Genomic DNA, 13,600 nt, shown 5'->3' on the forward strand with positions numbered 1-13,600 from the left:
GTCGTTTCCTAAAGCCCGGGATGCCCGCCCCATGTCCGCCCTGTTCGAACCTCTGCAACTGCGTTCCGTCACCCTGCCGAACCGCATCGTGCTGTCGCCGATGTGCCAGTACAGTGCCGTGGATGGCGTACCGAACAACTGGCATCGCATTCATCTCGGCCGCTACGCCACTGCCGGCCTTGGCCTGATCATTGCGGAAGCCACGCATGTGAATGCGAAGGCACGCATCACGCCGGGCTGCCTCGGCCTCTACAATGCCGTGCAGGAAGCCGCCTTCGCGGAGATTGCCGCCGATGTGAAGCAGTTCGGCCCGACGCCGTTCGGCATCCAGCTGGCGCATGCCGGGCGCAAGGCGTCGGCCGACCTGCCCTGGCGCGGCGGCCAGTCGCTGCAGGGCCCGCTGGCCTGGCCCACGGTCGCGCCCAGCCCGATTCCGCATGACACCGGCTGGCACACGCCGGCCGAACTTGATGACGAGGGCCTGAACGAAATCAAACGCGATTTCGTCTCGGCTGCCGGGCGTGCCGACCGCGCCGGCGTCGATCTGATCGAGTTGCATGGCGCGCATGGCTACCTGATGCACCAGTTCCTCTCGCCGATTTCCAACAAACGCCAGGATGGCTATGGCGGCAGTCTCGACAACCGCATGCGTTTTCCGTTGGAAGTGTTTGAGGCTGTGCGCTCCACATGGCCGGCGCATAAACCGCTCGGCATGCGCATGACCGGCAGCGACTGGATGGGCAGCGAAGGCTTAAACATCGAGGATGCGATCATATTCGCCGCGAAGCTGAAAGAACGCGGCGCCGACTTCGTCGATGTCAGTTCCGGCGGCGTGTCGATGCAGCAGAAGATCACCACCGGTCCGGGGTATCAGGTTCATTTCGCCGAAGCGGTGAAGAAGGCCACCGGCATTGTGACGATGGCGGTCGGCATGATCACCGAGCCCGTGCAGGCCGAGGCCATCGTGAAAGAGGGCAAGGCCGATCTGGTGGCGATGGCGCGCGGCCTGCTCAACGATCCCTACTGGGCCTGGCGCGCCGCCGATGCGCTGCACGGCGAGGTGCATGTCGCGCCGCAGTATCTGCGCGGTCGCCAGCGTGGCGTCGATACGCCGCGCGAGGTGGTGCTGAAACCTGCCCGCTGACGTAACGGCCATCACGCAGAATTTGTATCGCTGCAATCGCGGACTTGCCGGCTGTGCGACTTCGTCCTATTCCTGAACACAGGTCGCCGGATGGTCCGGCGGCCACGTTCTCAGGGCGGGGTGAAAGTCCCCACCGGCGGTAAGTGTCGCAAGGCACGAGCCCGCGAGCGCCTCACGGCTTTCATTCGGCCATGAGGGTCCAGCAGATCCGGTTTAATGCCGGAGCCGACGGTCATAGTCCGGATGGAAGAGAGCGGTTAACCGACCATGCTGATGGCGTGCGACCTGTCGCGCGTCTGCGGCAATGTCGGCGCCGTGCGCCCTGATTCAATGGCTGAAAGGATATGCCAGATGAATCAGCGCCTAGAACCCAGTTTTCCCGAAATCCGTCTCGACACGACAGGCAAGGATGCAAAGCGCGTCGCTTTCATCCAGGCCTGCTGGCATCGCGATATCGTCGATGAGTCCTGGGAAGCGTTCCTTCCCGAAATGGCCAAGGCCGGGCTGCGCCAGGGCAGCATCGAGCGTTTCGAACTGCCCGGCGTGTTTGAAATCCCGCTGCAGGCCAAGCTGCTGGCCAAGACTGGCCGCTATCATGCCATCGTCGCCGCCGGCTTCGTGGTCAATGGCGGCATCTACCGCCATGACTTCGTGTCGTCGGCGGTGATCGACGGCCTGATGCAGGTGCAGCTCGAAACCGAAGTGCCGGTGCTGAGCTGCGTGCTGACGCCGCATCACTTCCATGAGCATGACGAGCATCGCCAGTTCTTCCGCGACCATTTCAAGGTCAAGGGCCGGGAGGTAGCGGTGGCCTGCGCCGCGACGCTGAAGAATATTGGCGCGCTGCAGAAGGCGGCGTAACTCTGCAGCCTAAGCCACTGTGTCATGGCCGGGTCAAGTCCGGCCATGACAATCGGGGTGGCTTCTTAAACCGCCAGCCGCTTGACCAGCGCGGGCACTGCATCCATCGCCAGCGCGACCAGGCGGATCAGCAGCAGGATCAGTATCACGCGGAAGACCAGGATCACCCAGATGTCGGCGCCGACGGCCAGCATCAGCCCTGTGTCTTCGATCAGCGAATGGCCGAGCGAGATCCAGCACAGCGCCAGCACGCGCATCTTCGGCTCGAAATTCTTTTCCTGCGCTTCCTTGATGATCAGGCCGCCGCCATAGGTCAGGCCGAGCAGCACGCCCACGGTGGTGACCGGCGCGAGATCCCGGCTCAGTCCGGAGAGGCGCAGCAGCGGCATGATGGCGGCGGTGAACCGGCGCGTGGTGCCGCTGCGCTCGAACAGGTCGAGCAGCAGGATCAGCGCCACGATGATGACAAATGTCGCTGCCAGCGAGATCAGCGACGACACCAGCCAGTCGCTCCAGCCCGCGGTCGGCGAAGCCATGCGATGCAGCAGTCCGGCATCGGCGGGTTCGGACAGCCAGCCGGTGGCCCGGCAGATCGCCGCGATCAGCGCCGCATAGAGCAGGGCGGCGACCAGGCGCAGGCCAGCGGTGAACCAGAAGCTGGCGCCGGCCTTGCGCACGATGGCCTGCTCCATCGGCAGGGCGTGGCAGAACAGCATCATTGAGCAGACGATGGAGAGCTGGGCGACGGTGACACCGGCATCGGCCAGCAGCGGCAGCGCGCCCAGCCCGCCATAGATGCCGATGGTGAAGGCGGCGACCAGTACGAGGCCGGCTTCGGCCGGCAGGCCGAGCAGCGCCATCATCGGCGCCAGCAGCGGGCCTAATGCTGCGATCAGCCCGAGTTCAGCGGCGATCTTCACCGCCAGCATCACCGGCACCATGATCTTGATCAGCTGCCAGAACACCCTCAGGCTGGTCTGCAGCCTGGAATTCAAGTAAGCGCGCATTCTGTGGCGGTCAGCCGCGCTTGATATGGGCGGCGATGCGTTCGATCGCGCCGTCCAGCTTGTCGTAGGTCTTGGCGAAGCAGAAGCGGATCACGGTCTTCACCTGGTCTTCCGAATAGAAGGCGCTGACCGGAATTGCCGCCACCTTGGCCTGTTCCACCATATTCTGGCAGAAGGCGGCGTCATCGACGTCATTCGAAATGGGCGAGAGATCGACATTGAGGAAATAGGTCGCCTGGCTCGGCAGCACGGTCAGCCCGGCTTCGGTCAGGCCTTTGGCGAAACGGTCGCGCGCGGTCTGCAGGGTCTGGCGCATGCCGGTGAAATACGCGTCGTCCTTGTCGAGGCCATAGGCGACGGCGGCCTGCAGGTTCGGCGGCGTGGTGAAGGTGACATATTGATGTGCCTTGGCCAGCACCTTCATGATCGCAGGTGCCGCGCAGACAAAGCCGACCTTCCAGCCGGTCAGCGAGAAGATCTTGCCGGCCGAGCCGATCTTGATGCAGCGTTCGCGCAAACCGGGCAACGAAATCAGCGGCGTGTGCGACAGCCCGTCGAACAGCACATGTTCCCAGACCTCGTCGCAGATCGCGATGGCGTCGTATTTCACCAGATAACGGCCCAGCAGTTCGAGGTCTTCGCGCGGAAATACGCTGGCGGTGGGATTGAGCGGGTTGTTGAAGATGACGGCCTTGGTCTTGGGCGAGAAGGCGGCCTGCAGGGCGGCCTCGTCGATGCGCCAGTGCGGCGGGCGGAGCGTGACGAATTTCGGCACGCCGCCGGCGCGTTTCACCAGTGGCAGATAGGCATCATACATCGGCTGGAACAGCACGACCTCGTCGCCCGGCTGCAGGATGGCGAGCAGGCTGTCGGCCAGCGCTTCGGTGGCGCCCGAGGTGATCATCACTTCGCTCTGCCAGTCGAGGTCGAGCTTGTGGAAGCGCTTGTAATGTGTCGCCACCGCCTGGCGCAGGTCTGGAATCCCCATCATCGGCGGATACTGGTTCCAGCCCGACAGCAGGGCGGCGGCGGCCTTGGCGCGTACATCCTCGGGGCCGGGATCGTCGGGGAAGCCCTGGCCCAGGTTGATCGCGTCATGCTGCATGGCCAGCCGCGACATGGTTTCAAAGATAGTGGTCGGCGCGTCGGCGAAGATCGGGTTCATAGCCAGAAAGTCCAATGAAATCGCGTGAATTGCGCAGTCCTGTGCGCGTCGCTCATGTAGCATGATGGCCGCGAAGGCAACAGGGCCGGATTGTTAACGGGCCGCGCTCCGCAGGTGGCGGCGGCGCAGGACACCCAGCGCCACCGCGATGCCGAGCGAACCGACCACGCCCAGGGTGAAAGCCGGCCAGGTCCCGAGCTTGGGGCCGAGCAGGGCGATGGCCGTGAAGAAGGGGATGTGGCTCGCCATGCCGATCTGGGCCGCGCGGAGCGCTGCGCGGATGCCCGCGCTTTCCAACCGGCGTGGCAGGAACCAGCAGACCGTCATCAGCGCCACCGGGAAGGAGGCAAAGATGCCGGCCACCGTCGGCCCCAGCAGATGCGCCAGGCCACTCACGACCGCAACCAGTATACCGGCGGCGCAGCCGCGCAGCGCAATCTCGTAAAGCGGCGAACGTCCGCTTGCCGCAGGTGCCGTCATCGGCACGCGCCGGCCGCTCCACCACGCGATCAGGCCGGCGACGGCGATCACGCCGAAGGAGACCGGCAGCGCGGCGGGCAGGGCGCGGATGATCAAGCCTGTCGCGAGCCAGGCGCCGAGTGCGCCCGCCAGCACGACCGCCATCGGCAGGCGGCCGACCAGCGCGATGGCGGTGACCAGGAAGAGCAGCACCGACCCGACGGTGGCAAGGCTGCCGAGAGCGGCCTGCGCCACGAAGCCGGCATCCTGGTGCAGGATGATGAAGACGTAAGCCGGCGCGGTGACGATCGGCAAGGCCAGCACGATCCCGCCGATGAAGGGCGAGGCGCGTTCCATCAGCGCCACCACGCCGCCGACGAAGCCGGCAGCGGCGATGCCGCGCGCCGCCACGGCGAGAATTGCGAAGGCGGTTGCATCCATGGTCAGCGGGGCCCGGTGTCGCCCGGGCGCGGCGGTGTGCCCTGGCTCAGGCGCTGGGTCGGCGCCACCAGGCGATGGCCGCTGACTTCGGCACCGGCATCTTTCGGCAGTCGCAGGAAAACGAAGACCGACAGGGTCGCGATGGCACCGACGGTGAAGAAGGCCGGCATGAAACTGTCGGCGCGGATCTGGTCGACGCCGCCGCCATAGCTGACGGTGGCATGCAGCACCATGGCGCCGACCGCCACGCCGGCCGACAGCGACAGTTGCTGCATCATCGAGGTGAAGCTGGTGGCGCGGCTCATCTGGTTATTCGGGATATCCGAGATGGTCAGCGTGTTGGTACTGGTGAACTGCAGTGAGCGGAAGAACCCGCCCATCAGCAGGAGGCCCATGATCAGGGCATGCGACAGATCGGGCCGGAACAGGCCGCAGACCGCGATGAAGCCGCCGCTGATCAGCGCATTGGCGATCAGCACGCGTCGGAAGCCGAGATGGCGCAGGATCGGGCCGGCGGTCACTTTCATGGTCATCGCGCCGGCCGCCGAGACGAAGGTGATCATGCCGGACTCGAATGCCGAGAGGCCGAAGCCGAGTTGCAGCATCAGCGGCAGCAGGAAGGGCATGGCGCCGACGCCGATGCGGAACAGGAAGGCGCCAGCCATGCCGGCGCGGAAGGTCGGCACTTTCAGGAGCGACAGATCGATCAGCGGATGCGGATGCCGTCTGGCATGGCGCAGGTAAAGTCCGATGCCGATGGCGCCGACCACCAGCAGGCCGGCGACGGCAGCATCTGGAAGCAGCCCGCGGCCGATAGTCTCGAAGCCGAAGACCAGGCCGCAGAGGCCGAAGGCCGACATCAGGAATCCACGCCAGTCGAGCGGTGGTGCCTTCTCTTCGCGGATATTCGGGATATAGAGCGACACCAGCACAATGCCGAGCAGGCCGATCGGCAGGTTGATCCAGAAGATCCAGCGCCACGACAGGTAGGTGGTCAGGAAACCGCCCAGCGGCGGACCTATCACGGGGCCGATCATCGCAGGCACGGTGAGCCAGGTCATCGCGCGCAGCAATTCGGATTTGGGGGTCGAACGCAGAATCACCATGCGGCCCACCGGTACCATCAGCGCGCCGCCGAAGCCCTGCAGTACGCGCGCGCCGACCAGGGTCCAGAAACTGTCGGCCAGACCGCAGAGCAATGAGCCGATAGTGAAGATGATGATGGCGGTGCGGAACACGGTGCGCGCGCCGAAACGGTCGGCGACCCATCCGCTGACCGGGATGAACACCGCCAGGCTGAACAGATAGGAGGTGATCGCGAGGTTGAGCTTGAGCGGGCTCTCGCCCAAGGAGGCGGCAATGCTGGGCAGCGCGGTGGCCAGCACGCTGGAGTCGATATTCTCCATGAACAGCGCGCAGGCAACGATCAGGGGAATCAGCATGGCGGTGGGCGGAACTGGAAAACCGGAGGGGCGGGGCGGCGGCAGCTTGGGCGGCACTATAGTGCCTTGCCGGCGGTTATAGCCTTGCGAAGGCTGCAAGTCTCGCATGACGGGGCGGCAGACGCCCTGCGGCGCTTTGCCTCAATGTGGCAATTCGCGCCTGCAGCATCGCGTTGACCCCAGCGCAGCGGTGCGGTTTTCTTTGGGCGCGACCGGCAAACGGTTTACCATGCCGGCACGGAGGTCCGCCGATGCAAGCGCTGCTCGATCCCGTCTTTCTGGCCAGGCTGCAGTTCGCCTTCACGGTCTCGTTCCATATCGTTTTCCCGGCCTTCACCATCGGACTCGCCAGCTATCTGGCGGTGCTTGAGGCGCTGTGGCTGTGGACCAAACGCGAGGTCTACATCCAGGTCTTTCGCTACTGGATCAAGATCTTCGCCGTCACCTTCGGCATGGGCGTCGTGTCGGGGCTGGTGATGAGCTACCAGTTCGGCACCAACTGGGCGGTGTTTTCCGACAGGGCCGGGCCCGTGATTGGTCCGCTCATGGGTTACGAAGTGCTGTCGGCCTTCTTCCTCGAAGCCGGCTTCCTCGGCGTGATGCTGTTCGGCATGCAGCGTGTGGGCAAGGGTCTGCATTTCTTCGCCACCGCCATGGTCGCTTTCGGCACGTTCATCTCCGCCTTCTGGATTCTCGCGGTGAACAGCTGGATGCAGACGCCAGCCGGCTATGCCATCGCGCCGAACGGCCAGTTCGTGCCGGAAGACTGGTTCGCCGTGATCTTCAATCCGTCCTTCCCCTATCGCCTGGTGCATATGGTGCTGGCGGCCTATCTCACCACCGCCTTCGTGGTTGGCGCAGTCGGCGCGTGGCATCTTTTGCGCGACAAGACCAATGCCGGCGCGCGCGTGATGTTCTCGATGGCGATGTGGATGGCGGCCATCGTGGCGCCGATCCAGATCTTTGCCGGCGACCTGCACGGCCTGAACACGCTGCAGCACCAGCCGGCCAAGATCGCCGCGATGGAAGGCCATTACGAGGAAAGCATCAAGGGCGCGCCGCTCTACCTGTTCGGCCTGCCCGACAACGAGGCCGGCGAAACGAAATACGCCATCGGCATCCCCAAGCTGGGCAGCCTGATCCTGACGCATGACTGGGATGGCGAAATGAAGGGGCTGAAGGCCTTCCCGCGCGAAGACTGGCCGCCGACCCCGGTGGTGTTCTGGAGCTTCCGCATCATGGTGGGGCTGGGCATGCTGATGGCGCTGGTCGGACTGGTCAGCCTGGTCATGCGCCTCGGCGGCCGCATCTACAGCAACAGCCTGCTGCATCGCGCCGCACTCGTGATGGGGCCGAGCGGCTTCGTTGCCGTGCTGGCCGGCTGGGTCACTACCGAGGTCGGCCGCCAGCCTTATACAATCTATGGCCTGCTGCGCACGGCCGACTCCGTCTCGCCGATCGGCCTGCCCGGTGTGGCGACCTCGCTGATCGCCTTCATCATCGTCTACTTCATCGTGTTTGGCGCCGGCATCTTCTACCTGCTGCGCCTGATGGCCAAGACGCCCGGCGCCATCGGCAAGGCCGAACCTGAAACGCCGATGCGGGCCGCCGGCATCATGCCTGGTCCGGCTCAGCAAATCGCGAAAGGGGAGTAGGGCCATGACACTCGATCTTCCGCTGATCTGGGCCGGCCTGATCGCCTTTGCGGTGCTGGCCTATGTGGTGCTGGACGGTTTCGATCTCGGCATTGGCATCCTGTTCCCGCTGTTCAAGAAAGAACGCGAGCGCGACGTGCTGATGAATTCGGTAGCCCCCGTCTGGGACGGCAACGAGACCTGGCTGGTGCTGGGCGGCGGCGGATTGCTCGCCGCCTTCCCGCTCGCCTACGCCACCATCCTGCCGGCGCTCTATGCCCCGCTGACCGTGATGCTGCTTGGGCTGGTCTTCCGCGGCGTCGCCTTTGAATTCCGCTGGCGCACCGTGCGCTGGAAACGGGTGTGGGACTGGAGCTTCACGCTCGGCTCGCTGCTTGCCACGTTTATGCAGGGGATCGCGCTTGGCGGCCTGATCCAGGGCATCAAGGTGGCGAACCGGGCCTATGCTGGCGGCTGGTGGGACTGGCTGACACCGTTCAGCCTCCTCACGGGGCTCTCGCTGGTGGTGGGTTACGCACTGCTCGGCGCCTGCTGGCTGGTGATCAAGACCGAGGGCGAGATCCAGAATCGCTGCTACGATCTTGGCCGCAAGCTCAGCGTCGGCCTCGTGCTGCTGATTGGCCTGGTCAGCCTGTGGACGCCATTCCTGGGTGAGCAGTTCCTGCAGCGCTGGTTCACCTGGCCGAATATCCTGCTGACCGCGCCGATGCCGCTGCTGGTACTGCTGGCGGCCGGATCGCTGTGGCGCGGGCTGCATGATTACAAGCGGCCGCTGCAGCCTTTCCTCTCGGCGCTGGCGCTGTTCGTGCTGTCGTATATCGGTCTGGGGATCAGCTTCTGGCCGTTGATGGTGCCGCCTTCGCTCACCTTCTACGACGCGGCGGCACCAGATGTCTCGCTCGGCTTCCTGCTGGTCGGTGCGGTGATCCTGCTGCCGATCATCCTCGCCTATACCGCCTATTCCTATTACGTGTTCCGCGGCAAGGTCGATCCCGATGCCCATTATCACTGACAGCGAAGCGCAGAAGCCGATCTGGCAGCGACTTTTATGGTTTGTCGCGCTGTGGGCCGGCAGCGTCGCGGCGCTCGGCGTGGTCGGCTATGCGATCAAGCTGGTGCTGAAACCGTAGCCGCCTTGACCCAGCCGCAGGCGGTCAGTGCCACCTGCATATGCGGCGGCGGCTCGGCGCTCACTGTAATTGGCTCGCGTGAGGGATAGAGCGGCAGCGTGATCGCATGACTCTGCAGATGCAGGGTCAGCGGCTTTTCCAGCGCGGCATCGCCGTATTGCGCATCGCCCAGCAAGGGCGCGCCCAGGGATGCCAGATGCACACGGATCTGGTGCGTGCGGCCGGTGCGCGGATGGCATTCGATCCAGCAGAGTCCGTCAGGAGATGTGCCCAGCACACGCCAGTCGGTGACGGCATGCTGGCCGTCCTCGGCAATCGCCATATGCCAGCCGCCGCTTTTGGTGCTCAGCTTTTTCAGCGGCGCATCGACGCGGCCTTGTGCCTCGGCCGGCGCATGACGCGTCACCGCCCAGTAGGTCTTGTCGACCTTGCCGTCCTGGAACAGCTTGCCCAGCTTGCGCAACGCTTTCGGATGCCGGCCCAGTACCAGGCAACCCGACGTGTCGCGATCCAGCCGGTGCGCCAGCGATGGCGGCTTGGGCAGGCCGAAGCGCAGCCAGTTCAGGTGGCGTTCCAGATTGTCGCCGCCGCCGGGGCCGGCATGCACCGGCAGGCCGGGCGGCTTGTCGACCACCAGCATCAGCCCGTCGCGATACAGCAGGCGTTTTTCCAGTTCGGCGGCATTCATGCCGCAGGGGTGACGCAGATGTGGGCGCCGGTCAAGGCTTGCTTACGGAATGGCGGCGGTCTTCTCGGCGCAGCCACGATAGGTGCGGCCCTCAAAGCGCAGTTCCGCCGTATAGGGATAGCTGCGCCTCATACTGTCGCCGCAGGCGGCTTCGGTGATGCTGACCTGCAGCTGCGAGCCGTCGTTGTTGAGCGACCAGGTCTGGCGGTTACCCTCGCTGACCGGCCGCTTCGCGCTGTAATTCTGCGGCAGTTCGCCCAGCCGGTCGAACACCACGTCATTGCCGCTGATCCGCAGGCTCCAGTAGGGTTCATTGCCAAAACCGCGCCAGCCGCTTTCGGCGGCCACGCTGCGCGGCGGGCAATCGGGATTGAAATAGGTGAGCCAGCCGAGCAACCGGCCGGTGCCGCTCAGCACCGGCTCGGGCGTGCCGCAGCGCATATAGGGCTCTGGCATGCTGGCCGGCGTGAAAGCTGGGCCAGCCACGCGCTGACGTTCCGTGACCGCAATCTGCGGCGCCGGGCTGCCGGTCGTACCGGTGCTGCATTCATACAGGCTGCGGTCGGCGCCGCGCAGGCGCACCTGCATCATGCCGTGATTCTGCAAGGTCACATGGGTGGCATAGGCCGGCTGGACCGGATGCGCCGCGAGACAGGCCTGCAGCCCGCCCCAGACATCCGGCAGGTGGCGGCCCCAGTCAGGCGCTTCCTTGCTCTGTTTGGTCAGCACGATGCCGTCATGCGGACGGCTGTCCGTCCCGCCCGAACAGGCGGCGAGCGTGGTGAGGGCGGCGAAGATCAAGATTACACGTTTCATACAGGCATCCAGACAAAGCATCGCGGTGTCACGTCTGTGACACCAATGGCGGGCTATAGGGAAAAACGCAGTTTTCCATGCCCGGTTCCCGAAAGAGTCCCGAACGACCATGGCCATATCTTTACCCGATGCCGTCAGCCTGCAGGCCTATACCTCCGCTGACCTGCCCGCGGTGCGGGCGTTGCATGCCCTGGCCTTCCGCCAGCTGGCCGCCAGCCATCACGATGCAGCGCAGATCGCGGCGCATGAGGCGCTGATCGCAGCCGACGACTATGCGGTGGATGTGGCGCGCTCCAACCTGATCCTCGCCCGCGATCAGGCGGGCAGCCTGATCGCCACCGCCGGCTGGCTGCCGATGCCCGAGCGGCCGAACACGGCCCGCATCCGCAAGGTCTTCGTGCATCCCGGCTGGGCGCGGCGCGGCCTGGCCACCGCGCTGGTGCAGGCGGCCGAACAGGCTGCAGCCGCCGCCGGTTATCCGCAGCTCTATGTGCGGGCCAATATCAATGCCGTGCCGCTGTACCTGAAAATGGGATATCGCGCGGAAGCCGAGGGGCTGATGCCGGCCGGCGGCGCCGAGCTGCCGGTCGTCTATATGACGCGCCCGGCCCGCTGACAGCTTCCACCAAAGGTTTACGCAGATTTTGCACCCGGCGGCGCGGTGCTTCCGCTATCCTGCCCCGATGCGGCGACCATCCGGATAAGGGCGGCGCCGCATTCGGGGGAAACAGTTACGGATTGCCAAAGCCATGAACACGGCTGTGATGGATGGTGGTGTGCGGCGTTCGCAGACGCGCCGCGCCTATGACGAACTGAAGCGCCGCATTCTCGACAATGAATTGCCGCCGGGCACCCAGGCGCTGGAACAGCAGGCTGCCGAGTGGCTCGGCATGAGCCGCACGCCGGTGCGCGAGGCGCTGATCCGGCTGGCGCAGGAGGGTATGGTGGAAGTGCGGCCGCGCCATGGCATGCGCGTGCTCCCCATCGCGATTGCCGACCTGCGCGATATTTACGATCTGCTGGCCGGACTGGAAGCCACCGCCGTCGACATCATCGCGCGGCGCGGGCTGCAGCCGCAGGAGAATGCCGAGCTCGACCGGCTGCTGGCTGACATGACCGAGGCGTTGGCGCTGGATGACCGCACGGTCTGGGCCGAAGGCGATGCGCGTTTCCATCGCCGGCTGGTCGAGATGTCGGGGAACCAGCGGCTGATCGTGATGGTGGAAACCATCCGCGAGCAGTCGCATCGCGCCCGCATGGCCACGCTGCAGCTGCGGCCCAAGCCGACGACCTCGAATGACGACCATGCCGCCGTGGTCGCGGCGTTGCGGCGGCGCGATGCCGAGGCCGCCACCCGGCTGATCCGCACGCATCGCCTGCGCGCGGCCCGGCTGCTGATCGACCTGCTGGAACATCACGGCCTCAATCACCTCTGAATCATCGCGCAGGACGCAGCATTCCGTGCATCTGCCGAGATAAGCAGCAGCGCGCTGCCGGAACCTATTGCGTGCTGTTGCCGGATTGGTCCGTGCGCAGGCTGCGGGCAGGCGTAAAAACAACGGCGTACCAATTTCCGCGCAATGTATACGCGGTGGCATATCGATTGCATACACCAACAGGTCTTTTGCCGCGAAGCGCGCCAGCGTCACGCGGTGTCACTCGGACCTATGGGGGTTGCCATGAAACGTCGTTTCTTCGTCAAGGCTGGTCTGCTCGGCGGCGCTGCCGCTGCCACCTTCGCCAAACCGAATATCGCCACCGCGCAGGCCAAGACCTTCCAGTGGAAGATGACCAATGCCTATGGTCCGGGTTCGCCCTTCTATGTGGCCGGCCCCGGCAGCCCGACCGATTTCTGCGAGATGGTGAAGAAGATGTCGGGCGGTCGCCTGACCATCCAGCATTTCGCCGCCGGCGAGCTGATCCCGGCGCTGGAAGGCTTCGACGCCGTGTCAAAGGGCATCGTCGAGATGAATGCGGCCAACAGTTACTTCTGGGCCGGCAAGATTCCCGCGGCGCAGTATTTCACCACCGTGCCCTTCGGCCTGAATTTCCAGGGCATGACCGCCTGGATTTATCACGGCGGCGGTCAGAAGCTGTGGGATGAGCTGTATGCGCCCTTCGACCTGGTGCCGATGGCGATGGGCAATACCGGCGTGCAGATGACCGGCTGGTACCGCAAGCCGATCACCGGCCTGGACGATTACAAGGGCCTGAAGATGCGTATCCCCGGCCTGGCCGGCAAGGTCTACGCCACGCTCGGCGTCGATGTGAAGCTGCTGCCCGGCGGTGAAATCTTCCCGGCACTGGAACGCGGCGTGATCGATGCGGCCGAATTCGTCGGCCCCTACCAGGACCGTCGCCTCGGTCTGCACAAGGCGGCGAAGTTCTACTACACCACCGGCTGGCACGAGCCCTCCAACGTCACCGAGCTGATCGTCAACAAGAAGGCCTGGGAGTCGCTGCCGCCCGACCTGCAGGAAATCGTTCGTGCCGCGGCCGCCGCCTGCAACACGATCAGCCATACCTGGTGCGAAGCCACCAATGCCGAGGCGCTGGACGATCTGGTCAAGAACCAGGGCGTGACGGCGCAGCCGCTGCCGCCGCAGATCGTCGCCAAGCTGAAGGAAGCCACCGAAGTGGTGCTGAACGACGGCGCCGCCAAGGATCCGGCGATGAAGAAGGTGCATGACGCTTTCCTCGCCTTCAAAGCCAACCACGACAAATGGGCCGGCGTTTCGGAATCGGTCTACCAGAGCCAGATCCGCGGTCAGCTCAGCAAGGCGTAATCACCG

At 65.1% G+C, this 13,600-nt stretch carries 14 protein-coding genes and 1 riboswitch; of the genes, 8 read left to right on the top strand and 6 right to left on the bottom strand.

What is annotated here, in order from left to right:
- The first annotated feature begins 31 nt into the window (after positions 1–31).
- Both FNB15_RS09020 and FNB15_RS09025 read left to right on the top strand, forming a co-directional pair.
- Complete coding sequence (locus FNB15_RS09020) at positions 32–1,144, top strand: NADH:flavin oxidoreductase/NADH oxidase (protein WP_144068376.1); 1,113 nt, start codon at positions 32–34, stop codon at positions 1,142–1,144.
- 102 nt (positions 1,145–1,246) lie between these two features.
- Positions 1,247–1,403: riboswitch (FMN riboswitch) on the top strand.
- Between the two features lie 92 nt (positions 1,404–1,495).
- Positions 1,496–2,005, top strand: a complete 510-nt coding sequence (locus tag FNB15_RS09025; protein ID WP_144068377.1) for a 6,7-dimethyl-8-ribityllumazine synthase — start codon at positions 1,496–1,498, stop codon at positions 2,003–2,005.
- Between the two features lie 65 nt (positions 2,006–2,070).
- Here FNB15_RS09025 and FNB15_RS09030 read toward each other — a convergent pair whose 3' ends face one another.
- From FNB15_RS09030 to FNB15_RS09045, 4 genes are all read right to left on the bottom strand, one after another.
- Positions 2,071–3,012 (bottom strand): hypothetical protein, encoded by a 942-nt coding sequence (locus FNB15_RS09030; RefSeq protein WP_144068378.1) that lies wholly within the window; start codon positions 3,010–3,012, stop codon positions 2,071–2,073.
- 10 nt (positions 3,013–3,022) lie between these two features.
- Positions 3,023–4,177, bottom strand: a complete 1,155-nt coding sequence (locus FNB15_RS09035; RefSeq protein WP_144068379.1) for an aminotransferase — start codon at positions 4,175–4,177, stop codon at positions 3,023–3,025.
- Positions 4,178–4,270: 93 nt separating this feature from the next.
- Entirely contained in the window at positions 4,271–5,077 is an 807-nt protein-coding gene (locus tag FNB15_RS09040) for a hypothetical protein (RefSeq protein ID WP_144068380.1), read from the bottom strand.
- A gap of 2 nt (positions 5,078–5,079) precedes the next feature.
- Positions 5,080–6,519 carry a DHA2 family efflux MFS transporter permease subunit gene (locus tag FNB15_RS09045; protein WP_144068381.1) on the bottom strand — a complete coding sequence of 480 codons (1,440 nt, stop codon included), beginning with the start codon at positions 6,517–6,519 and terminating at the stop codon, positions 5,080–5,082.
- Positions 6,520–6,770: 251 nt separating this feature from the next.
- On the opposite strand from FNB15_RS09045, the gene FNB15_RS09050 reads away from it, so the two are divergent.
- Genes FNB15_RS09050 through FNB15_RS09060 form a run of 3 tightly spaced genes read left to right on the top strand, consistent with a single transcriptional unit; the run spans position 6,771 to position 9,304 of the window.
- The gene (locus FNB15_RS09050) at positions 6,771–8,174 is read left to right on the top strand and encodes a cytochrome ubiquinol oxidase subunit I (RefSeq protein WP_144068382.1); all 1,404 of its coding nucleotides are present in this window, start codon (positions 6,771–6,773) and stop codon (positions 8,172–8,174) included.
- A 4-nt stretch (positions 8,175–8,178) separates the two neighbouring features.
- A complete protein-coding gene (gene cydB, locus FNB15_RS09055) occupies positions 8,179–9,186 on the top strand; it encodes a cytochrome d ubiquinol oxidase subunit II (protein ID WP_144068383.1) in 1,008 nt (335 codons plus the stop codon).
- Complete coding sequence (locus tag FNB15_RS09060; RefSeq protein WP_185973788.1) at positions 9,170–9,304, top strand: DUF2474 domain-containing protein; 135 nt, start codon at positions 9,170–9,172, stop codon at positions 9,302–9,304. The genes cydB and FNB15_RS09060 overlap by 17 nt, the downstream gene beginning before the upstream one ends.
- On the opposite strand, the gene FNB15_RS09065 is transcribed toward FNB15_RS09060, so the two are convergent.
- Positions 9,282–9,992 (bottom strand): RluA family pseudouridine synthase, encoded by a 711-nt coding sequence (locus FNB15_RS09065; RefSeq protein ID WP_144068384.1) that lies wholly within the window; start codon positions 9,990–9,992, stop codon positions 9,282–9,284. The genes FNB15_RS09060 and FNB15_RS09065 overlap by 23 nt on opposite strands.
- 42 nt (positions 9,993–10,034) lie before the next feature.
- The gene (locus FNB15_RS09070) at positions 10,035–10,808 is read right to left on the bottom strand and encodes a COG3650 family protein (protein WP_144068385.1); all 774 of its coding nucleotides are present in this window, start codon (positions 10,806–10,808) and stop codon (positions 10,035–10,037) included.
- Positions 10,809–10,917: 109 nt separating this feature from the next.
- Between FNB15_RS09070 and FNB15_RS09075 the strand changes: the two genes are divergently transcribed.
- The 3 genes from FNB15_RS09075 (at position 10,918) to FNB15_RS09085 (ending at position 13,594) form a co-directional block, all read left to right on the top strand.
- Positions 10,918–11,424, top strand: coding sequence for a GNAT family N-acetyltransferase (locus FNB15_RS09075; protein ID WP_144068386.1), 507 nt, complete (start codon positions 10,918–10,920; stop codon positions 11,422–11,424).
- A gap of 133 nt (positions 11,425–11,557) precedes the next feature.
- Positions 11,558–12,244, top strand: a complete 687-nt coding sequence (locus tag FNB15_RS09080) for a GntR family transcriptional regulator (protein ID WP_144068387.1) — start codon at positions 11,558–11,560, stop codon at positions 12,242–12,244.
- Between the two features lie 243 nt (positions 12,245–12,487).
- A complete protein-coding gene (locus FNB15_RS09085) occupies positions 12,488–13,594 on the top strand; it encodes a TRAP transporter substrate-binding protein (protein ID WP_144068388.1) in 1,107 nt (368 codons plus the stop codon).
- The last annotated feature ends 6 nt before the right edge of the window (positions 13,595–13,600 follow it).

The sequence above is a fragment of the Ferrovibrio terrae genome (genome assembly GCF_007197755.1).
In the GTDB taxonomy this organism is placed as follows: Bacteria; Pseudomonadota; Alphaproteobacteria; order Ferrovibrionales; family Ferrovibrionaceae; genus Ferrovibrio; species Ferrovibrio terrae.